The organism is Bacillus cereus group sp. N24, from assembly GCF_016483345.1.
GTDB classification, from domain to species: domain Bacteria; phylum Bacillota; class Bacilli; order Bacillales; family Bacillaceae_G; genus Bacillus_A; species Bacillus_A toyonensis.
The window spans coordinates 34524-55434 of the sequence record NZ_JAEHCA010000016.1; the positions used below are offsets into that span (position 1 = coordinate 34524).

The following is a 20911-nucleotide window of genomic DNA, read 5'->3' on the forward strand; positions in this document are numbered from 1 at the left end:
TAGCACCTCACTATTCTCCGATACCAGATTGCACGACATTGATTTGCACATGAACAGCAACGTCTACATTAGGGTACATTTCTTGAATTTGTTTTATAGTCCATTTTCTTGAATGACTACGAATTTCTTCTCGTATACCTATTGGATCAACTTCTTTTTCTTGGAATTGTTTTATTAATTCGTTTAAATGTTTCTCAAGCGTTTTTTCTACATGTTTTTTTACGTAAGTTACATTTTCGTTCTTAGATAAATCAAGCCAGTCGGGAGCATTTTTTATGAGTCCATTTAATTTTAAGTGAATGTTAACTTTCGGAATATTACCGTTTTGTGAAAGGGAACAAACACTTTTTCCAGATAAGTTTTGAGTAGCGATCAATCCTTTATGCTTACCTTGACGTATTGGAACTTCGTAGCGACCATTTTTCGTTGGATTAATAAGTAATTTTAATAAAAAAGATCCTTTTTTATCGGTGTACATAACCACTTTATCTTTTTTTAAAAAAGCGAGTCCTTTAATGGAAGCGGACTTGTCTTCATCAACTTTAATATAAGGAAGAAATGGATCACATCCTGATGAATAAAAGTTATATAAAAAAATATTTAAAGCTGTCCGCGGGATTGTCTCGTTTTTTATATTTTGCTCCAGTAAATCAGATAGATAAAGTGATCCATTTGTTTTGACATGTTTCAGTAATTCTTCTGCTGAACCATCTACAAGTGCTAGCTGCACATCACGGCCAATGTTAGGATCACGTTGTAAGTTGTTAATAACATCTCCAAGTCCATGTTCACCAAATGCTTTTCCAAATAGGACAACACGCATTTGACCTACAGCGATCGTATGTGGAGATTTGGCGTTTAGAAGGGAAGAAATTGTTTCAATTGTACCTGCATGAGTTGATTGAGTTTCTGGTTTAGATTGTACGCCCTTTGTGTAATCGGGATATAAAATGGTTCCGCGAAATTTTTTATCTTTCATTATATCGAATCCACCTACGTGAATCATTCGCTGTGTATCAACTATATGTGCTTCTGTACAACCAGATTGAACAATTAAAATGATAATGGAAAAGCATAATAAAATATTTTTCATTTCTCTTCACCGTCACGTTTTTCTTTCGCTTTGTTTGGGTCATAGCGCCATTTCTTTTTTGGTCTCAGAAAAGAGGCACGTCCAGCAGTTTGACTAAACGGCAAACGAAGGAGTCCTTCTGCTGTCCCTAAACCGCGAAATGGATATAGAGGTAATAAATAAGGTGATCCAAGTGATTTTAAGCGAATTAAATGAGCTAATATGAGTACGAATCCTACAATGAGACCTAAGCCCCCAAATGCACCAGCTAAAAGGATAAGTGGAAATCGTAGTATCCGGATAGTAGAAGACATTTTTACAGTTGGTGTTGTAAAAGAAGCGAGTGCTGATAAAGCAACTGCAATTAATAAAATGTTACTCGTTAAAGCAGCTTGAACAGATGCTTGGCCAATTACAATCCCGCCAACGATGCCGATTGTTTGTCCAACTTTTGTAGGTAAGCGTGCTCCAGCTTCACGGAGCAATTCGATTGTGATTTCTAAAAAAAGTGCTTCTAAAATGGGCGGAAAGGGTACATTAGCTCTTGAAAAAATAATCGGACCTAGTAAATCCGCAGGAATCATTTGATAGTGATACGTTAATACAGCTGTATAAATAGCTGATGAAAATAGCGAGAATGCTGCTCCGAAAAAGCGAACCATTCGAAGAAATGAGCCTGCTATCCATGGTAAATAATAATCTTCTGGCGAGACGAAGAAATCAAGTAACGTCGCTGGTCCAGCTAATGCGTAAGGTGAACCGTCTGTTAAAATAACAACGCCTCCATTCAGTAATGCGTACACAGAGCGGTCTAGCCGCTCTGTAGGTAGTAAAACAGGGAAGGGGGAGTTACTATTATCGCTAATAAACTGTTCAATCATAGTTGCATCAAAAGGAACATCAAAGTCAACATCTTGTAAGCGCTGCATTGCAGTATTGATGTGTTGTTCATTTGTAATGCCTTCGATGTAAGCAACTATAACCTTTGTTTTTGATATAGAGCCAACTATAACTTCTTTGAAAACCAATTGCTCCGTTACTATATTTCGGCGAAGTAAGTGTGTATTTGTATCAATATTTTCAACAAATCCGACTTTTGGACCGATTACACTATATTCATTTTCGGTATCGTTATATAATCGTGTACCTAAAACTGAACTTTCAGCACGAATAAGTGCATATTCTGCTGCTTCAGCATCGTTTTTTATCTGTATGAGTACATACCCAACTAATAATTTTTCACGAATATCATCAATAGAAGGATTGGTAATGATCCCTTCGAGTGTGACGATATTTGCTATGTCACTTATATTTTCAATGCGATCTAATTCTCTTTTTATAGGTGTTAAAATGAATCGATTAATGAGGAGTGATTCAGCTGTAGATTTATAATAAAACAAACATAGTGTCGCATCTTCTACGATGTTATAAGAAACGAAATCACTAGATTCTTTCATAGTGAGGATAAACTCTGGAATGGAACAGATTGTTTTTTTCTTCTTTTTAGACGATAAACGAAACATTTTCTCACCCCTTACTACATCATTTGCTTATGTTAGTTTTTGGGAAAGACGGGAATTTATACTTCAAAGTTGAAAGTTCGTAAAGAAAAGGAAGAGCAGTGAATACCTCTTCCTTTTTTGCGTATTAATTTGTTTGCTTCTCTTTAATAGACTTCACTAATTTAATCATCTCTGCTCGTATATCTTCTCTTTTAACATTTAATTTTTCCGCGATTTGTTTAATATCCATCCCATCTTTTTTCATTTTTAGTACATCATCAAGAGGGGTATTACTTTTTTGAGAGATGATTGTTAATACCGTGAGCTGACGTAAGCCGATATTATATTCTTTCATTTTTTGTTTTAGTCCATCTGGTGTGGATTTTTGTATCGTTGCTAATTGTTGCAGTAATGCTTTTTTTGTTTCCTTATTCATATGATGCTTTTTAAGCTTACTTGGATCTACACCGAAATGTTGTGCGGTTTTCTCCCAAGATTTATTTTGCTTATAGTAAGCTAAAACGTCCTTAGTTTCTTTTTTGCTGATTCTTGCAATGTGGGCAGCTTTCCAAATTTCATGTTTGTTATAGCCGAGTTTTTCGAGCGACTGCATTTCTTCTTCTGAAATCGGTTTATGATGATGCATTGCAACTTCTTTTGGCGTGGCAGCAGAAGCAGGGAAGGTAGATACCCCGCATAATAATGCGGCCATAGTCATACTTACTGCGATTTTTTTGTACATGTAAACTCCTCCTAGATGGATAATGTAGAAAACTTTACACATATCATTTCCATAAAATGTGAAAAACTTGTGAACAAGCTAAGTTTTTTTATTCACAGTAGAAAAAGAAGTTTTTTATATGTTTTCCAACATAAAACATTGATTAATAGTGAAAAACTAGGTTATAATCGAAATTGAAAATCAATATCAATAACAAACTTATACATATAGATGAAAAATAAGGGAGAGAAAAATATGACTACATATACTTCCATCGCAAATGTTATTAAAGAAAGACGATCTGTTCGTACATTTACAGATAAAGCAGTAGACAAAGAATTATTAATTGAACTATTAAACGATGCAACGTGGGCACCAAATCATAAACACCGTGAGCCATGGAATTGTAAATTATACATTGGGGACGGCCGTAAGAAACTAGTAGATGCGGTATTAAACTCTTTCACAGAAGAAGAAAGAGCGAAACGCGGTAAAATTTTATCTGATCGTTTCTTAAGCACACCTGCACAAATCGTTGTATATATGAATGAAGATCCACGTCAAATTCAGCGTGACGAAGATTACGCTGCAACATGCGCATTTATGCAAAACTTCCAATTGCTTGCTTGGGAACGCGGCTTAGGCTGTGTTTGGAAATCAGGCGGATTAAACTACAATCCATTATTTATAGAAGGAATCGGTTTAACAAGAGGCCAACGTATCGTTGGAATTCTTCATATTGGTTATTTCGATAAAGCACTAGAAGGAAAAGCTCGTACACCGATTACGGAGAAGATGGAGATTATTGAAGGTTAATAGATGAGACATTCTCGTTTTTACGGGGGTGTCTTTTTATTATGCAATCAATCCTCATGAAAGCTTGTTCCCCATCATACACTTTCTTAAGGGAAAGTGTAAGGAGGGAAAATAATGAGAGCAAGTGACGATAAAGCACTGCAATATGCGATTGCGGAAATTACGGAAATTGCGACTGGATTTGGGCTTGATTTTTATCCGATGCGTTATGAAATATGTCCAGCGGAAATTATTTATACATTTGGTGCATATGGGATGCCGACAAGGTTTTCACATTGGAGTTTTGGAAAACAATTTTTCAGAATGAAATTACAATACGATTTAGGACTTAGTAAAATATACGAACTCGTTATTAACTCTGATCCATGTTACGCATTTTTATTGGATACGAACTCTTTAATCCAAAACAAATTAATCGTAGCGCATGTTTTAGCACACTGTGACTTCTTCAAAAATAATATTCGTTTTTCAAATACGAAGCGGGATATGGTAGAAAGTATGGCCGCAACAGCGGACCGTGTGAAAGCGTATGAGCATAAGTACGGAAAGGCAGAGGTAGAAACATTTTTAGATGCCGTACTTGCCATTCAAGAGCATATTGATCCGTCGCTTATGCGTCCGAAACTTGCATGGAGTATTGATGATTTAGAAGAGGAGGAAGTGGAAAAGAAAAAAGCATCACAATACGATGATTTATGGAATTTAGATGATCGAAATAAAAAGAGGGAACGATCGAATATACGCAAAAAGAAGAAGATTCCACCGCAACCAGAGAAAGATTTACTACTCTTTATTGAAGAATATAGCCGTGAGCTTGAAGATTGGCAGCGAGACATATTAACGATGATGCGTGAGGAAATGTTATATTTCTGGCCACAGCTTGAAACAAAGATCATGAACGAGGGCTGGGCTTCCTACTGGCATCAACGCATACTGCGTGAAATGGACTTAACATCTGATGAAGCAATCGAATTCGCAAAATTAAATGCAGGTGTCGTTCAGCCATCAAAAACAAGCATTAACCCATACTACCTCGGTATTAAAATGTTTGAAGATATTGAAGAACGCTACAACAACCCGACAGAAGAAATGAAAAGGCGTGGTGTGAAGCCTGGTTCTGGTCGAGAGAAAATGTTTGAAGTACGCGAAATTGAATGGGACGTATCATTCCTAAGAAACTACTTAAATAAAGAACTCGTAATGAGAGAAGATATGTACTTATTCCAGCGCCAAGGAAAAGAATATAAAGTAATTGATAAAGAATGGGAACATGTACGTGATCAGCTCGTAAATATGCGGACAAATGGTGGATTCCCGTACTTAGTAGTAGAAGATGGAGACTACTTAAAGAACGGAGAATTATACATTAAACATAGTTACGAAGGAATTGAGCTCGATTTAAAATACTTAGAAAAAGTATTACCTTATCTTCATCAGCTATGGGGAAGAACGGTGCATATGGAGTCCATTGTGGAGAGTAAGGGCGTTGTGTTTTCTTATGATGGGAAGATGGTGCATCGGAAGTATGTGTGATGGAAAGAACGGACATAGAATGCTATGTTCGTTCTTTTTTATTTGAAACAAGTTTAAATATGCTATTCTTGAAAAAAAGGGAGTTACATAGAGAAATGGAGCGATTCAAATGAGCAAAGTAGGGGTATGTAAGGTGGATATTACGCCACCTGTAGGTATTGATTTTGTCGGATATCATAGAGAGACAGGAATAAATAATATTGAAGAGCGTATTTATGGGACAGTTTTTGTATTTGAAAAAGATGAAATGAAAACTGTGTTTATAAGTATTGATAATATTGGAATGTTAGTAGAAGATACGAATTTTATTCGTGAGCAAGTAGCAAGTAGGCTTCATGTGCCATTTGAGCGAATAACGGTTGTTTATACTCATACGCATTCCGGTCCAGAAACGGTCGGTGATGATCCGCTAGTACAGTCGTATAAAACGCTTTTAGTAAATAATGTAGTACACGGTGCTGTTACTGCGAATAACAATTTGAAGCTATGTGAAGTTGGATGGAGTGTTACGACAGGTAATATTGGAGTAAACCGAAGAGAGAGAACACCTGATGGAAGAGCAAAGATGGGCACAAATATAGATGGTGTTGTAGATAAACGAATTGGCATGTTAGCAATAAAAGATGCTGAAACGAAGGAGTTATCTGGGATTTTAGTATTTTGTACTGCGCATCCGAATGTTTTAAAAGGAAATAGTGATGAATTATCCGCGGATTATCCTGGAATAACGAGGGAGATTCTTGAGAAGATTGTAAACTGTCCTGTTATTATTGTGCAAGGAGCTGCTGGTAATGTAAATGCGAAGTATCGCGGTTCAAGGGAAGCGTTAAAGCAAATGGCTTACACACTTAGTGGACATGTATTAACGATGTTGCCAACAGTTACATATAGCTCAATTGTAAATGTAAGGACAGTTTCAAGTACGATGCAAATGAAGTTGAAGGATATTCCTGAAATTGATGAGATACAAAAAATGGCCCAACTAGCTGAGAAGCAGTGGGGTGTGAATGCGGATGAATGGCTTGCTATCGTTTTAGAGAAATATGAGCAAGGTATGCGGCGGTTAAGTATTGATTTAGAAGTGCAACTGTTTCAAGTTAATGATGGGATTTTCTCTGGCATACCGATGGAACCTTTTTCAGAAACTGCCCTAGAAATGAAAGAGATCCTTCAAAATGAATTAGCTTTCTTTGGGGGATATAAGAATGGATATATTGGTTACTTACCAACGAAGGAAGAATTCGCATATGGTGGGTATGAAGTGGAATTAAGCCCTGTTGTGTATGGACCGGTTACGAATTTATTGATGCCACCGGAGGAGAATACTGAGGAGTTGGTTGTGAAGAGAGTTATGAAATTATATAACGCGTAAAAAATATATTCAGTAGAATAAAATTTAAAAAAATTCATGATTTTTAATACAGCTATAGAAAAACGAATCCATTTTGAAGAAGATGAATCAAAATGGATTCGTTTTTTGTTTACCAGACAGGTCGTATATTTGATGATAATTTCTCTGCATTTTCTTTAGTAACGAATGTTGTTAAATCTTCTTTAAGCATTTGCATTCGTTCCGCACCTATATTTTCAATCCATCGCTGTTCTATTTCAGCTACTATTTCTTCTTTTGCTTTCATTACTGACAAACCACGTTCGGTTAAAACGATGATTTTACCTCTTTTATCAGTAGGGTGCGTTTGGCGCGTGACATAACCACTGTTTTCAAGAGAATCCACCATTTTACTTACAGCTTGTTTGGAAACCCCTAAATATTCAGCTAGTTCTATACCTGTTGCTCCACTAGGAAGGATGCGTTTGAACATAAAACCGTGTGCTGGCCTAATATCTTCAAATCCTAATTCACTTAATTTGTCATGTAGCTCAGTAATTAATGTGCTAAATGATAATGATAAAAGCGATGTAAGATCTAACTCGTTAAATGTTTGATCCATATATAACCTCCGCATTTGTAGTCAATTAAGTTGACTATATGTAATACCTATTGTACTATACATAATATAGTCAATCAAATTGACTATATTATGTTGGTAGAACAAATAATGATTTATATAATATAGAATCGATGGAGGTTTCACATGGTTAATATCGTTAAAATTAGAGGGAGTGTATTTGCACCGTATGCTTCGCTGAAACCTATTCAGGATCCTGCAACGGGAAGAGTTTTTGAATATGCTGGAGATGCACGTGAGTTTACACCATACGCCGTGAATACAAAGCGTTCAAGATTAGAACAAGAAGTGAATATTGATTTTTATAAAAGAGAAATTTTCACATATGCAGATGCTTGTATCGTTACTGTGAAAATTACAAATCCAGATGGCGCAATTGAGTATCAAAAAGGAGAAACAAGTACAGAAAACATTGTATGTACAAATATTGTATGGAGTGAAGATGAGGTTTCATTTGAAATGAGAGCAAGTGCAAGTAATCCGTTAAATGCGGCAGCACCTGCAGCTGATTATTTTTTGACTATACGAGTTAATGAACGTGGCACTGTGCACGTTGAAGGTTTACATGATGGTTTCCCTTGCTATGAATTTTATAAGCAAATAGATTTTGGTTCATTTGAATTCATATATACACATGACTTCAGAGAAACGGATGATACCCCAGCAGCACTAGCTGGAGAAATGGAATATAGTTTTAAAACGACAATCTAAATATAAATATAGCGCTATTTTTCAGAAGGAAGTAGTAAACGTAAAAGAGAAAGCTATTTATTATGGGAGCGATATTGTGGTCTGTTTTACTCAATATTATGCAATATCTAAAATAAAATTATAGAGGTGTATCTTATGACTAATATCGTAAAAATTAGAGCGAGTGTATTTATTCCAATGCCTTGGACGGAAGCTAAGAAGGATATGGAAACAGGAAAAGTAATCCAATTTGAAGGTGATTCACGTGAATTTACACCACATGCGGTAAATACTATGCGCTTTAGAGTGGAGCAAGAGGTTGTAGTGGATTTTTATAAAGAAGAAGTGTTTTCATATGCAAATACGGGTATTACGACAGAGAAGGTTACTAATCCAGACGGTTCTGTGAATAAAAGAACAGGAAAAGCGAGTACTGAAAATATTGTGTGTACTCATATTGTATGGAGTTCTAACGGTGTGCAATTCAAAATGAGTGCAAGCGCTAGTAATCCGTTAAATGTGTATGCCCCTCCTGTGGACTATGTATTAACTGTATGTGTGAAAAGGGATGGTAGTATCGATATTCAAGGAGAACATGATGGATTCCCTTGTTATGAATTTTATAAACAAGTAGATTTCGGTTCATTTGAGAAAATTTATACACATGATTTTAGAGAAACTGGTGATACAGCTGCAGCGTTAGGTGGAGATATGGATTATAATTTTGCAAAGAGATTATAAGAATTATAACAATGGAAGGATAGGTTATTTCATTCGTAAATGAAATTCAGCCGCCAAAAATAAGTCAGAACTCATACTATGCTGCCTTTAGGCATTGATTTAATCATATAGAAAGGAACTTGGAGATATCTAGGTTCTTTTTTATTTGTTTCGAATTTGTGAAAGAAAGATATATGTATTGAAATTAAATTTTTTATATTTTATTATATACCCATACAGGTATAGGTTTTATGTGTGATGGATGAGGAAATTGAATAATAAATAATATGGAGGTTTGAAATATGTCTAGAAAAATTGTAGTAGTAGGCGGAGTTGCGGGCGGGGCATCAGTAGCTGCAAGGCTTCGTCGTTTAAGTGAAGAAGATGAAATTATTATGGTGGAGCGCGGTGAATATATTTCATTTGCAAATTGTGGATTACCGTACTATATTGGCGGTGTCATTACAGAAAGACAAAAATTATTAGTACAAACTGTTGAAAAGATGTCAAAGCGTTTTAATTTAGATATACGTGTATTGAGTGAAGTGGTAAAGATTAATAAAGAAGAGAAAACAATTACTATAAAGAATGTAACTACAAATGAAACATATAACGAGGAATATGATGTGTTAATCCTTTCACCAGGGGCGAAACCAATTGTTCCACCTATTCCGGGTATTGAAGAAGCAAAGGCGCTGTTTACGTTACGAAATGTACCTGATACAGATCGTATAAAAGCGTATATGGATGAGAAGAAACCACGTCATGCGACGGTGATTGGTGGCGGATTTATTGGCGTTGAAATGGTTGAAAACTTAAGAGAACGAGGGATTGATGTTACTCTTGTAGAGATGGCAAATCAAGTGATGCCACCGATCGATTATGAAATGGCAGCATATGTACATGAGCATATGAAAAATCACAATGTTGAGCTTGTTTTTGAAAATGGTGTAGATGCTTTAGAAGAGGGCGGGACTGTTGTACGTTTAAAAAGTGGTTCAATCATAAAGACAGATATGATTATTTTAGCAATTGGTGTGCAACCAGAGAGTAGTTTAGCAAAGGATGCAGAATTAGAACTAGGAGTTAGAGGAACGATAAAGGTAAATGAGAAATTCCAAACATCGGACCGCCATATATATGCAATTGGTGATGCAATTGAAGTGAAAGATTTTGTTACAGAAACAGAAACGATGATTCCTTTAGCGTGGCCAGCTAATCGTCAAGGTCGCATGTTAGCAGATATTATTCATGGTCATACGGATTCTTTATATAAAGGTACGATGGGAACTTCTGTAGCTAAAGTTTTTGATTTAACAGTTGCTTCGACTGGAGTAAATGAGAAAATATTAAAACGATTAAATATACCCTATGAGGTAGTACATGTACAGGCAAATTCTCATGCAGGGTACTATCCGAATGCTACGCCAGTGCTAATAAAATTAATCTTTAATGAAGAAAGCGGAAAAATTTATGGGGCACAGGCTTTAGGGCGTGATGGAGTAGATAAGCGTATAGATGTTATTGCAACGGCAATGAAGGCAAATTTAACTGTAATCGATTTACCAGATTTAGAATTATCATATGCTCCGCCCTATTCTTCTGCAAAAGACCCAGTAAACATGGTGGGGTATGCGGCAAGTAATATAGTAGATGGTTTTGTAGAAACGATTCAATGGTATGAAATAGATCGTATTGTTGAAAATGGTGGATATCTTATTGATGTTCGAGAGCCAAATGAACTAAAACAGGGAATGATTAAAGGCTCTATTAATATTTCATTAGATGAATTACGAGATCGTTTGGACGAAGTTCCGGTAGATAAAGATATATATATTACTTGTCAACTTGGTATGAGAGGGTATGTTGCAGCGCGCATGTTAATGGAAAAAGGATATAAGGTAAAGAATGTAGATGGTGGCTTTAAATTATACGGGACAGTATTACCAGACCGTATTGTATATTGAAATTTATCTTAATAGTTACAGGCAGTGAGTCTCCCATTTTAAAAATTGGTGGGAGATTGCTGCTCGTGAAATTCAGTTTTGTATAGGCTACAAAAAATAAGGATAGAAGTCTCACTTTATGTCTTTTTTCACATGTAGGTTAAAAATTTTAAATTAAGGGGTTTACAAGATACCCTGTAGGGTATAGTATATTGTTATAAGATATAAGTAGTGACATAATGGTAATGAGGTGATTATAGAATGGAATACAATCAAGATATGAAAAATAGATTAAAACGTATTGAAGGCCAAGTGCGCGGTGTGCTTCGTATGATGGAAGAAGGAAAAGATTGCCGAGAGGTTATTACACAGTTAACGGCATCTCGTTCTGCATTAGATCGTACAATTGGATTAGTTGTTGGAACAAATTTAGAGCAATGTTTACGTGAACAGTTTGAAAGTGGCAATGGTTCAAATGAAGAGTTAATTAAAGAAGCCGTTCAATTACTTGTAAAAAGCCGATAATCTGTCAAACATAAGTGTTGACAGATTATCAAAAACGTTTTAATATACCCCTACAGGTATATGTATATAAAATATGGAGGAATCGATAATGAGTATAAAAGTGGATATGAGTTTAGATTGTAAAGGTTTGGCTTGTCCGATGCCTATTGTAAAGACGAAGAAGGCGATGGAAGGATTGGCATCAGGGCAAGTGATTGAAATTGAGGCAACAGATAAAGGATCTACAGTAGATATACAAAGTTGGGCGAATAAAATAGGGCATCAATATATCGGGACGAAACACGAGGGTGCTATATTGATGCATTATGTGAGGAAAGCGCATGAACATGAAGTGAATGAAGTTGTGAAATATCCTCATACAATTACGAATGCGAAATTACAGGATATATTATCTCACGGAGAAGAGTGCATTGTATTAGATGTTCGTGAAGCAGCAGAATTTGCTTTTGGTCATATTCCATCTGCTATTTCGGTGCCACTAGGTGAACTAGACAGTACATCGTTAGATCAGACGAAGCAAATTTATGTTGTTTGCCGAACTGGTAACCGCAGTGATGTAGCTTGCCAAATGTTGAAAGAGAAAGGTTTTTCAAATGTGAAAAATGTCATTCCTGGTATGTTAGGGTGGCAAGGAAATGTGGAGAAATAAAATTTTTTAAACGAAAATATACCTATGGGGGTAATTAAATGGACATTAAGATGTTACAAGCAAAAGATGTTGCAGAGAAAGTTTTATTCGGAGAGTTGTTTATTTTAGATGTTCGTAATGAGACGGATTATGAAGATTGGAAAATTGAAGGGAAACAAGTTTCTTCTATTAATAAACCTTATTTTGACTTGTTAGATGGTGTAGACCATATTGTAGATGAATTACCGAGAGAGAAAGAGATTTTAGTCGTATGTGCGAAAGAAGGTTCTTCGCAGTTTGTCGCGGAGCAATTGTTGGATGCTGGCTTCAACGATGTTTCCTATTTAGCTGGTGGTATGAAAGCTTGGAGTGAATATGTAAAGCCGCTCAAAGTAGGAGATGTACAGGGCGGAGGGAGTATATATCAATTTAATCGTCTTGGAAAAGGCTGTTTATCTTATATGGTCGTTTCTAACGGTGAAGCAGCAGTTATTGATGCAGTAAGAACGATTGAATCATATGAGGAGTTTGCGAAAGAGCATGGAGTTACTATTACGAATGTAATGGATACACATTTACATGCAGACCATATTTCTGGCGGTCGTAAGTTAGCTGAAAAAGTAGGTGGTACGTATTGGTTACCTCCAAAAGATGCGGAGGAAGTCGTTTTCTCATACGAACCACTTGTAGAAGGATCTATTATTACGGTGGGGGGTACCAAAATTGAAATTGATGCGCTATACTCACCGGGGCATACGATTGGGAGTACATCATTTATTGTAGATAATTCCTATTTATTATCGGGCGATATTTTATTTGTAGATTCAATCGGGCGTCCAGATCTTGCTGGTAAGGCTGAAGATTGGGTGAGCGATTTACGAAATACATTATATAAGCGCTATAAGGAATTATCTCAAGAGTTAATTGTTTTACCAGCTCATTATTCAAAAATAAGTGAAATGGATGAAAATGGGGTTGTGAGTGCTAATTTAAAACAATTGTTTGAAGTGAATGCAGGATTAAATATGAAAGATGAGAATGAATTTCGCAAAATTGTAACGGAGAATCTACCACCTCAGCCGAATGCTTATCAAGAAATTCGTCAAACGAATATGGGGAAAATTCATCCGAGTGTGGAAGAAGAACGTGAAATGGAGATTGGTCCAAACCGCTGTGCAGTTCATAATTAATAACAAATTGGAGGAATAGATGATGAATATAAAACAAGTTTTAGATGCGAAAGATTTAGCATGTCCAATGCCAATTGTAAGAACGAAAAGAGCGATGGATACTTTACAATCGGGCGAAGTGTTAGAAGTACATGTAACGGATAAAGGGTCAATTAAGGATATTCCAGCGTGGGCAAACAAAACTGGTCATGACATCGTAAAGCATGCAGAAGAAAGCGATGTACTAAAGTTTTGGATTAAGAAGGCGTAGTAAAGAAATAATTTTATAAATGTAGAGGGGGAGTTATATGAACACAATAGTAAGTACGCTTTTCGTTGTATTGGCTGCATGGTTTGTTATTTCACGGTTCTTACCGGTGAAAGGTGTTCAAAATATAAATGGAAAAGAATTAAAAAGTATAGTGGGAAAACAGGGGAAGTACTTTATCGATGTTCGTACAGTAGGCGAATATAGAGGGAACCATATGAAGGGCTTTCAGAATATCCCGCTAAATGAGTTAGTTAGTAAGGCAAATCAATTAAATAAGAATAAGGAAGTAATCGTTATTTGTCAGAGCGGGATGAGAAGTAAGCAAGCAGCAAAAGTATTAAAGAAATTAGGATTTCAGCGCATTATAAATGTTTCAGGTGGTATGAACGCTTTGTAAGGAAAGGAATATTAAGATGAAAGAAATTACAGCGAGAGAAGTAGAGGAAAGATTGTTACGAAATGAAGAGATACATGTAATTGATGTTCGTGAAGTGGAAGAAGTGAGGGAAGGGAAAATTCCAGGCGTGCTTCATATTAGGTTAGGCTTACTAGGGTTTCGAATGCATGAGCTTGATAAGAATAATGAATACATTATCGTTTGTCGCTCGGGAGGAAGAAGTGCAAGAGCAGTTCAATTTTTAGAAGGTTACGGTTTTCAAGCGATCAATATGGTAGGTGGTATGTTAGCTTGGGAAGGTAAAGTCATATAGCATAGAGATAAAAGATTTGACCCTTTTTATAAACAGTTAAATACCCCTATAGGTAATTTAGAGGAGGAACAACATGGAACAACAGAAGAAAACGACAATCGTGTTATTTAGCGGAGATTATGATAAAGCGATGGCTGCCTATATTATTGCAAATGGTGCAGCGGCTTATGATCAAGAAGTGACTATATTTCATACTTTTTGGGGGTTGAATGCTCTTAGAAAAGATGAGCATGTGAAAGTAAAGAAGACTTTTATAGAGAAAGTATTTGGGAAGATGATGCCGCGCGGTGCCGATAAGATGGGATTATCCAAAATGAATTTTGCTGGCATGGGGCCGAAGATGATTAAAGGCATTATGAAAAAACATAACGCAATGCCTTTGCCGGATTTAATTGATTTGGCGAAAGAACAAGGAATTAAACTTGTAGCTTGTCAAATGACAGTAGATTTATTAGGGTTAAAAGAGGAAGAGATTATGGAAGGGATAGAGTTTGCTGGGGTAGGAGCATATTTAGCAGATGCTTCGGATGGGAATGTAAACTTATTCATTTAAATCACCTTCTTTTAAGAAGGCGGGGGATGTAAGGTGAGCTTAGTCGTATTACTTTTTATAATTGGGTTTATAGGATCGTTTATATCAGGAATGGTTGGGATTGGCGGCGCGATTATTAATTATCCGATGATCTTTTACATTCCAGTATTGCTAGGGTTTACTGGTTATACTGCACATGAGGTGAGCGGTATTACAGCGGTACAAGTATTCTTTGCAACTTTTGCAGGTGCGTGGGCATACCGAAAAAGTAATGACATGAATAAAACGTTAGTTATGTATATGGGAGCTAGTATATTAATAGGAAGCTTCATAGGGAGTTTCGGTGCTAACATATTAGAGGAACATACAGTGAATGTTGTTTATGCAGCATTAGCTACAATTGCAGCTATTATGATGTTTGTACCGAAACAAAATAATAGTGGAGACGTGAAGTATAATAAATGGTTAGCGAGCTTGTTAGCGTTCGTTGTAGGGGGAGCTTCAGGCATTATAGGAGCTGGAGGTTCGTTCCTTTTAGTTCCCATTATGCTAGTTATTTTAAAATTACCACTGCGCATGACGATCGCAACATCTATCGCTATTACGTTTATTTCCTCAATAGGGATTACTACAGGAAAAGTGATTACTGGGCAAGTAGTTATCATTCCAGCTCTAATTATTGCGGTTGCAAGTATATTTGCTGCGCCACTTGGAGCACGAGTCGGGAAGAGGCTAAATCAAAAAGTACTGCAATATGTATTGTCCACTTTAATTGTAGGAACTGCTGTTAAAATGTGGGTTGATATGATATCGAAGTAAAAGGATGGTGCTGCTTGCAGCCCATCCTTTTGTTTTGTGGGTAGTAAAACGTCACTGATTATAGTTTTACTTTATGCCCAAATAACTTTCATTAAGTTTTTATATTCGTCGTTCGCTAATTTATACAGCATTCTCGTATGCTCAAAAACAAGTGCTGGATTAAAGTTTGGTTCTGAGAATGCAAGAGATGTTGAAATATCAATTGCATTTTGCTTATTTAGTGTGAATTTTGCAAATCGGTAAGATGTGTTTAATTCATTGATGACATGTAAAATGTCATTTGTTGATGTTTCGTCAGGTACGTGAGCAACATTGAAGCAGTATATATCCACAGTCGGATTTTCATTCTCGAAAGCAGCGATAAGTTGAATTTTTGCGCCAGCTTCTGTTTCTAATCCTACTGAAAAATGCACCGAACCATCATTTTCATCTATATTTTCTTCCATGTATATATCGTTGGATTTTAAGTAGTCTTTAAAATCTGAAATGTTATGTTTTACTGCAGCTTTCATATGTATGAGCCCCCTGGTAATTGGAATAGATTACTATTATTTATTATAATTTAAAAATATTAAAAAAGATAGTTGGAAAGTTCTGATTTTTCATGTTTGAAAAAAGAAGCCGCACTCTACCTCCATAGAGTACGGTTTCTTTTTATTCATTGTTATTAGATGATGTTTTTATATCTTCATTGTTATTATCATTATGGTTGTTGTTACTTGACTCACGTTTGTTTGTATTTTCAGAGTCAGTGTCTTTTATTCTCTCAGAGTCAGTGTCTTTTGTTTTCTCAGAGTCAGTGTCTTTTGTTCTCTCAGAGTTAGTGTCTTTTGTTCTCTCAGAGTTAGTGTCTTTCGTTTTCTCTGAATCTGTTTTTTTCGAATCAAAGTCAGTTTTTGTATAGGCAGGTAGTCCAAGGTGAGTACGAAGTTCGTTCGTAACATTTGCTAGTGCTTTTTTATCTGGATTGTAGTAATATGTTCGACCGCCACCAGCAGATTTGCTACATGTGTCATCACCTTTTTCCATATAGCAGTCATCACCTTGAATTTGTAATTTTTCAACTGAAGAATCTGCGCCATATTTATAGAATGAAAGCATATCATCGAATGTTAAGTTTGTAACGAATTGTCCGTTAATATCATCAATGATGTTGCCAACTTTTGTTACAGATCCAACGTTTGTTATTTTCTTTAAAATAGCTTCAATAACGAGTTGTTGACGTTGCCCACGCATTGCATCACTATCGATGTGTCGCGTTCTAGCAAGAGCAAGAGCCTCTTCGCCATTTAACTTTTGGACACCTTTTTTCAGGTGAATTGCATCGGCATTATCATTACTATCTTGTTCTGAAAATTCAACAGGTACATCGACTTCAATGCCGCCTAAATCATCGACAATTTTTATAAATGATTTAAAGTTAAATTTTACAAAGTAATCGACAGGAACATTCATTAATTTTTCAACTGCATCGATACTTGCTTGTGGTCCACCCTTTTTACCGTTTTTAGCAGAACCGAATGCATGAGCGTGTGTAATTTTATCTTTTTTCTTTTCTACTGGAATATAAGTATATGTGTCACGTGGAATACTTAATAGTTTAACAGTTTTGCTGTCTTTATTAAAAGTTGCAAGCAACAGCGCATCTGTTCTTATAGCTTCACCATATTCTTTTCCTCGGACATCGCTTTCATCAACACCCATTATTAAGACAGAGACATTGTTCGTAATAGGTTTTACAGCTTTATCACGTAAATCAGATTTATCACCGCGTGCTAAATCGTGTGCGGCATTTCGAACAGCAGAAGATGCTTTATTTACTAAAAACCACGTATAACCGCCTCCTACTATTAAAAAGAATAGAATGACGCTTATAATAATTTTTGTTTTTTTCTTACTTTTTTTCGGTTTATTGCGTGTATTTTCTTGCAAAGATGGGTTTTGCTCCATTTCTTGTACTCCTTCATTTGGATTGAAATACGACACTCACATCCACTTATTATAATGAAATTTGACGAAAAAAAACATTACAAATCATTTACATTTCGTAAAAATTCAATTTATTTATAAAAAGTCAGATTTTCTATATGTTATTTTTCAGATGTAGAATAAGTATATGTTTTTTTAGTAGAAATGAAAATATATATTGTGAGAAAGTGAGAGAGAAGTAAGATTTGTTGAAATATAGCCAATAAGAAATTGGTAGTACTACTTATTTCTTCTATATAATAAAGAAGAATTTTACGGATGAAGGAGAGAGCATAATGGATCATACATCATTCCGAGCAATCGTCGTGAAAGAAAAAGAAAATAATCAATTTGAAAGAAAGCTTGTTGAGAGAGAAATCAATCGTTTACCTGAAGGAGATGTGCTAATACGAGTTCATTACTCTTCATTAAATTATAAAGATGCGCTTTCAGCTACTGGTAATAAAGGTGTAACGAGAACATATCCTCATACGCCAGGAATCGATGCTACAGGAGAAGTTGTGAGTAGTGAAGATGGTTCCTTTAAGGTAGGGGATCAAGTTATTGTAACGGGGTATGATTTAGGTATGAATACTTCTGGTGGATTCGGAGAATATATTCGCGTGCCATCATCTTGGATTGTTTCTTTACCAGAAGGAATGTCTTTGAAGGAAAGTATGATGTATGGGACAGCTGGTTTTACAGCTGCACTATCGGTATATAAGCTCATTGGAGCAGGAATTATGCCTAATATGGGAGATGTTTTAGTAACGGGTGCTACGGGCGGTGTAGGTAGTGTAGCGGTTAGTATTTTAAGTAAGTTAGGATATAACGTAGTCGGAGCAACAGGGAAATTGGAAGAAGAAGAGATGTTACTACGTTTAGGAGCAAAGAAGGTAATTCAGCGTGAAGAGTTGAGTGATGAATCAGGAAGGCCAATGCTTAAAGGAATATACGCCGGGGTTATCGATACTGTGGGCGGAAAGATGTTAGAAACAGCATTGAAATTGGTACGATATGCCGGTTGTGTAACGACATGTGGTAATGTGGCAGGGCATGAATTACACACAACAGTATATCCGTTTATTTTGCGAGGTATTAGCCTTGTAGGAATAGATTCCGTACAATGTCCAGTAGATATGAGAAGAGAAGTGTGGGCATTGTTAGCGACAGAGTGGAAAAACTTAGAACTATTATCTTATACAGAAGAATGTACATTAGAAAAATTAGATGAGAAGTTTTCGCTCATATTGCAAGGAAAGTTAAAAGGAAGAACAGTTGTAAATATGAAATAAAAAAGAGACGCTAACTTGAGCGTCTCTTTCCTATTATAATGATTGTTTTAAATTGATTTTTCCTTGTTCACCTAAAACACCGTCAGCGATATTTACAGCGTGATCACCGATACGCTCTAAGTTACTTACCATGTCAACGAAGATGATACTTGCATCGCCTGAACAGCTGCGTTCGTTTAGACGTATTACGTGACGTTTGCGAAGAACACGTTCCATTTGGTCGATTTTACGTTCTTTTGCAATAACAGTTTGAGCTAGTTCAGTGTCAAAGTTTGTTAAAGCATTGATTGCATCTTGTAATGTTGAAATTGTTAATTCAAGCATTTCATTTAATTCAGTTAGTGCGTCGTCTGATAGTGAAACGCGGTTTGAAATTTGGAAATCTACAAGTTCTACAAGGTTTTCTACATGATCACCGACACGTTCAATATCTCCAACAACACCAGCTAAAACAGAATGCTTCTCAGAATCTGCTGATGAAAGTGGTTTTTCTGATAGTAAAACTAAATACTCGGTAATTTTTTTATCTAAATTGTTAATAGCTCCTTCTAATTGAGTAGCCATATTAGCGTGTTTTTTGTCTTGTGTATTTAAAAATTGGTTTGCTTCTTTTAATCCATCTAATGAAAACTCCGCCATACGGATAATCTCTTTTTGAGCTTCTGTTAAAGCAATAGCTGGAGATTGTTCAATAAAGATTGGATTTAAATGTTGTGGTTTGAAGTTAATAGCTGCATCTTCACCACGAATAATTTTTGTTACAATCCAGGCTAATACTGCAATGAATGGGAACTGAATGATTGTATTCGTTACGTTAAATGTTCCGTGTGCAAATGCAATTGTCATTTCTGGATTCAAGTTTAATGACGTTTGGAAATATTGAATTAAATTTGTAAATGGTATCAATATAATCGTAAAGATAATGGTACCGATAATATTAAAGATAACGTGAACTAATGCTGCACGTCTTGCTGCAATTGAAGTACCGATTGCTGCTAATACTGCTGTAATTGTCGTACCGATGTTATCACCGAATAATACAGGAAGGGCAGCTTGTAAATCGATTGCACCTTGACCGAATAATTCTTGTAAAATACCGATTGTTGCGCTTGAGCTTTGGACAATTAAAGTGAAGACTGTACCGACAATAATTCCTAAAATTGGATTATCACTCATGCTAATCATTAAATCTTGGAATGCCTCTAATGAACGAAGAGGTTTCATACCTGCGCTCATTAATTCTAAACCGAAGAATAACATACCAAAACCGAATACAACTTGACCTACAGAATGTACTTTTTTATTTTTAAAGAAGAATAGTAAAATCGCTCCAACTGCCATAACTGGGAGAGCGTATTCTCCGATTTTAATCCCGATAATAAATGCAGTAACTGTCGTACCGATGTTCGCACCCATAATAACACCAATTGCTTGTCTTAATGTCATAAATCCGGCACTTACAAGTCCAACTGTTAAAGCGGTTGTTCCTGAACTTGATTGAATTAATACAGTAACTAACATACCTGCTAGTACACCCATAAGTGGGTTCGTTGTAAAACGATCTAAAATATCGCGAAGACGATCTCCAGCTGCTTGTTGCAGTCCATCGCCCATGTATTTAATCCCGAATAAGAAAATACCTAATCCACCAATGAATTGGAAGATCATTTCTTGAACATTATATTCCACGCATTCCACTCCTTAAATTTCATGTACGATGTAATTATTAACTAAACCTTGAGGCACTGTAAACGGTTTACTAGTAAAATTTACACTAAATTTACAAAGAGGTGAAAAGTTTACAATTCTTTAAAGAAACAGCTGTATTTTAATGGTTTTCGTCTTTTGTAAATAGTGTTTTTGTAAAGAAATCACACTTTTTAGAATAGTATTATTCAATTGTATATCAAAGAAATCTTCTACAAGTTCATTGTATATTTTTTGATGATAGTTAAAAAAATATGTAGGGAAATGCATGTAGTTTTATAAAGCCAACATGGGGTTTAATATTTATTAAGTAGTCT

The 20911-nt window shown here is 35.8% G+C and carries 22 protein-coding genes; 15 read left to right on the forward strand and 7 right to left on the reverse strand.

Annotation, left to right across the window (positions count from 1 at the left end; all coding sequences use genetic code 11):
• Window positions 1–10: 10 nt before the first annotated feature.
• From gerYC to JDS95_RS20665, 3 genes are all read right to left on the reverse strand, one after another.
• On the reverse strand, window positions 11–1093 hold the full coding sequence (gerYC, locus tag JDS95_RS20655) for a spore germination protein GerYC (protein WP_085450154.1): 1083 nt from the start codon (window positions 1091–1093) through the stop codon (window positions 11–13).
• Complete coding sequence (locus JDS95_RS20660; RefSeq protein ID WP_144466906.1) at window positions 1090–2595, reverse strand: spore germination protein; 1506 nt, start codon at window positions 2593–2595, stop codon at window positions 1090–1092. Before JDS95_RS20660 ends, gerYC begins: the two co-directional genes overlap by 4 nt.
• Before the next feature lie 124 nt (window positions 2596–2719).
• Window positions 2720–3316 (reverse strand): hypothetical protein, encoded by a 597-nt coding sequence (locus tag JDS95_RS20665; RefSeq protein ID WP_000276985.1) that lies wholly within the window; start codon window positions 3314–3316, stop codon window positions 2720–2722.
• 234 nt (window positions 3317–3550) lie between these two features.
• Here JDS95_RS20665 and JDS95_RS20670 point away from each other — a divergent pair, with 234 nt between their 5' ends.
• The 3 genes from JDS95_RS20670 (at window position 3551) to JDS95_RS20680 (ending at window position 7016) form a co-directional block, all read left to right on the forward strand.
• Window positions 3551–4111, forward strand: a complete 561-nt coding sequence (locus JDS95_RS20670; RefSeq protein ID WP_144466907.1) for a nitroreductase family protein — start codon at window positions 3551–3553, stop codon at window positions 4109–4111.
• Between the two features lie 114 nt (window positions 4112–4225).
• The gene (spoVR, locus tag JDS95_RS20675) at window positions 4226–5644 is read left to right on the forward strand and encodes a stage V sporulation protein SpoVR (protein ID WP_001202697.1); all 1419 of its coding nucleotides are present in this window, start codon (window positions 4226–4228) and stop codon (window positions 5642–5644) included.
• A 109-nt stretch (window positions 5645–5753) separates the two neighbouring features.
• Complete coding sequence (locus tag JDS95_RS20680; protein WP_199690759.1) at window positions 5754–7016, forward strand: neutral/alkaline non-lysosomal ceramidase N-terminal domain-containing protein; 1263 nt, start codon at window positions 5754–5756, stop codon at window positions 7014–7016.
• Window positions 7017–7125: 109 nt separating this feature from the next.
• Here the strand turns inward: JDS95_RS20680 and JDS95_RS20685 are convergent, their stop codons facing one another.
• Window positions 7126–7596, reverse strand: coding sequence for a MarR family winged helix-turn-helix transcriptional regulator (locus JDS95_RS20685; protein WP_000372895.1), 471 nt, complete (start codon window positions 7594–7596; stop codon window positions 7126–7128).
• Between the two features lie 144 nt (window positions 7597–7740).
• Here JDS95_RS20685 and JDS95_RS20690 point away from each other — a divergent pair, with 144 nt between their 5' ends.
• The 11 genes from JDS95_RS20690 to JDS95_RS20740 all read left to right on the forward strand — a co-directional run bounded on the left by JDS95_RS20690 (window position 7741) and on the right by JDS95_RS20740 (window position 15624).
• Window positions 7741–8325 carry a DUF3238 domain-containing protein gene (locus JDS95_RS20690; protein WP_199690760.1) on the forward strand — a complete coding sequence of 195 codons (585 nt, stop codon included), beginning with the start codon at window positions 7741–7743 and terminating at the stop codon, window positions 8323–8325.
• 135 nt (window positions 8326–8460) lie between these two features.
• The gene (locus JDS95_RS20695) at window positions 8461–9045 is read left to right on the forward strand and encodes a DUF3238 domain-containing protein (RefSeq protein WP_199690761.1); all 585 of its coding nucleotides are present in this window, start codon (window positions 8461–8463) and stop codon (window positions 9043–9045) included.
• Window positions 9046–9326: 281 nt separating this feature from the next.
• Window positions 9327–10991 carry a CoA-disulfide reductase gene (gene cdr / locus JDS95_RS20700; protein ID WP_199690762.1) on the forward strand — a complete coding sequence of 555 codons (1665 nt, stop codon included), beginning with the start codon at window positions 9327–9329 and terminating at the stop codon, window positions 10989–10991.
• 240 nt (window positions 10992–11231) lie between these two features.
• A complete protein-coding gene (locus JDS95_RS20705) occupies window positions 11232–11495 on the forward strand; it encodes a metal-sensitive transcriptional regulator (protein ID WP_000456206.1) in 264 nt (87 codons plus the stop codon).
• A gap of 73 nt (window positions 11496–11568) precedes the next feature.
• Complete coding sequence (locus JDS95_RS20710; protein ID WP_199690763.1) at window positions 11569–12144, forward strand: sulfurtransferase TusA family protein; 576 nt, start codon at window positions 11569–11571, stop codon at window positions 12142–12144.
• 38 nt (window positions 12145–12182) lie between these two features.
• On the forward strand, window positions 12183–13313 hold the full coding sequence (locus tag JDS95_RS20715) for an MBL fold metallo-hydrolase (protein WP_185777252.1): 1131 nt from the start codon (window positions 12183–12185) through the stop codon (window positions 13311–13313).
• A gap of 19 nt (window positions 13314–13332) precedes the next feature.
• Window positions 13333–13563 (forward strand): sulfurtransferase TusA family protein, encoded by a 231-nt coding sequence (locus JDS95_RS20720; protein ID WP_002038023.1) that lies wholly within the window; start codon window positions 13333–13335, stop codon window positions 13561–13563.
• A gap of 37 nt (window positions 13564–13600) precedes the next feature.
• Window positions 13601–13960 (forward strand): rhodanese-like domain-containing protein, encoded by a 360-nt coding sequence (locus JDS95_RS20725; RefSeq protein ID WP_001092541.1) that lies wholly within the window; start codon window positions 13601–13603, stop codon window positions 13958–13960.
• Between the two features lie 16 nt (window positions 13961–13976).
• Window positions 13977–14273, forward strand: a complete 297-nt coding sequence (locus JDS95_RS20730; protein ID WP_199690764.1) for a rhodanese-like domain-containing protein — start codon at window positions 13977–13979, stop codon at window positions 14271–14273.
• Between the two features lie 73 nt (window positions 14274–14346).
• Window positions 14347–14826 (forward strand): DsrE/DsrF/DrsH-like family protein, encoded by a 480-nt coding sequence (locus JDS95_RS20735; RefSeq protein WP_016716529.1) that lies wholly within the window; start codon window positions 14347–14349, stop codon window positions 14824–14826.
• A 33-nt stretch (window positions 14827–14859) separates the two neighbouring features.
• Window positions 14860–15624 (forward strand): sulfite exporter TauE/SafE family protein, encoded by a 765-nt coding sequence (locus JDS95_RS20740; protein ID WP_000060711.1) that lies wholly within the window; start codon window positions 14860–14862, stop codon window positions 15622–15624.
• A 71-nt stretch (window positions 15625–15695) separates the two neighbouring features.
• Here the strand turns inward: JDS95_RS20740 and JDS95_RS20745 are convergent, their stop codons facing one another.
• Window positions 15696–16136, reverse strand: a complete 441-nt coding sequence (locus JDS95_RS20745) for a hypothetical protein (protein WP_000642358.1) — start codon at window positions 16134–16136, stop codon at window positions 15696–15698.
• Between the two features lie 142 nt (window positions 16137–16278).
• Entirely contained in the window at window positions 16279–17574 is a 1296-nt protein-coding gene (locus JDS95_RS20750) for an LCP family protein (protein ID WP_199690765.1), read from the reverse strand.
• 248 nt (window positions 17575–17822) lie between these two features.
• On the opposite strand from JDS95_RS20750, the gene JDS95_RS20755 reads away from it, so the two are divergent.
• The gene (locus tag JDS95_RS20755) at window positions 17823–18887 is read left to right on the forward strand and encodes a YhdH/YhfP family quinone oxidoreductase (protein WP_303393717.1); all 1065 of its coding nucleotides are present in this window, start codon (window positions 17823–17825) and stop codon (window positions 18885–18887) included.
• A gap of 33 nt (window positions 18888–18920) precedes the next feature.
• Here JDS95_RS20755 and JDS95_RS20760 read toward each other — a convergent pair whose 3' ends face one another.
• On the reverse strand, window positions 18921–20576 hold the full coding sequence (locus tag JDS95_RS20760) for a Na/Pi cotransporter family protein (protein WP_199690766.1): 1656 nt from the start codon (window positions 20574–20576) through the stop codon (window positions 18921–18923).
• Between the last annotated feature and the right edge of the window lie 335 nt (window positions 20577–20911).

Excerpts from the sequence above, each read along its gene's own strand:
- gerYC (WP_085450154.1), bottom strand. The coding sequence starts at position 1,093 with ATGAAAAATATTTTATTATGCTTTTCCATTATCATTTTAATTGTTCAA.
- JDS95_RS20660 (WP_144466906.1), bottom strand. The coding sequence starts at position 2,595 with ATGTTTCGTTTATCGTCTAAAAAGAAGAAAAAAACAATCTGTTCCATT.
- JDS95_RS20665 (WP_000276985.1), bottom strand. The coding sequence starts at position 3,316 with ATGTACAAAAAAATCGCAGTAAGTATGACTATGGCCGCATTATTATGC.
- JDS95_RS20670 (WP_144466907.1), top strand. The coding sequence starts at position 3,551 with ATGACTACATATACTTCCATCGCAAATGTTATTAAAGAAAGACGATCT.
- spoVR (WP_001202697.1), top strand. The coding sequence starts at position 4,226 with ATGAGAGCAAGTGACGATAAAGCACTGCAATATGCGATTGCGGAAATT.
- JDS95_RS20680 (WP_199690759.1), top strand. The coding sequence starts at position 5,754 with ATGAGCAAAGTAGGGGTATGTAAGGTGGATATTACGCCACCTGTAGGT.
- JDS95_RS20685 (WP_000372895.1), bottom strand. The coding sequence starts at position 7,596 with ATGGATCAAACATTTAACGAGTTAGATCTTACATCGCTTTTATCATTA.
- JDS95_RS20690 (WP_199690760.1), top strand. The coding sequence starts at position 7,741 with ATGGTTAATATCGTTAAAATTAGAGGGAGTGTATTTGCACCGTATGCT.
- JDS95_RS20695 (WP_199690761.1), top strand. The coding sequence starts at position 8,461 with ATGACTAATATCGTAAAAATTAGAGCGAGTGTATTTATTCCAATGCCT.
- cdr (WP_199690762.1), top strand. The coding sequence starts at position 9,327 with ATGTCTAGAAAAATTGTAGTAGTAGGCGGAGTTGCGGGCGGGGCATCA.
- JDS95_RS20705 (WP_000456206.1), top strand. The coding sequence starts at position 11,232 with ATGGAATACAATCAAGATATGAAAAATAGATTAAAACGTATTGAAGGC.
- JDS95_RS20710 (WP_199690763.1), top strand. The coding sequence starts at position 11,569 with ATGGAGGAATCGATAATGAGTATAAAAGTGGATATGAGTTTAGATTGT.
- JDS95_RS20715 (WP_185777252.1), top strand. The coding sequence starts at position 12,183 with ATGGACATTAAGATGTTACAAGCAAAAGATGTTGCAGAGAAAGTTTTA.
- JDS95_RS20720 (WP_002038023.1), top strand. The coding sequence starts at position 13,333 with ATGATGAATATAAAACAAGTTTTAGATGCGAAAGATTTAGCATGTCCA.
- JDS95_RS20725 (WP_001092541.1), top strand. The coding sequence starts at position 13,601 with ATGAACACAATAGTAAGTACGCTTTTCGTTGTATTGGCTGCATGGTTT.
- JDS95_RS20730 (WP_199690764.1), top strand. The coding sequence starts at position 13,977 with ATGAAAGAAATTACAGCGAGAGAAGTAGAGGAAAGATTGTTACGAAAT.
- JDS95_RS20735 (WP_016716529.1), top strand. The coding sequence starts at position 14,347 with ATGGAACAACAGAAGAAAACGACAATCGTGTTATTTAGCGGAGATTAT.
- JDS95_RS20745 (WP_000642358.1), bottom strand. The coding sequence starts at position 16,136 with ATGAAAGCTGCAGTAAAACATAACATTTCAGATTTTAAAGACTACTTA.
- JDS95_RS20750 (WP_199690765.1), bottom strand. The coding sequence starts at position 17,574 with ATGGAGCAAAACCCATCTTTGCAAGAAAATACACGCAATAAACCGAAA.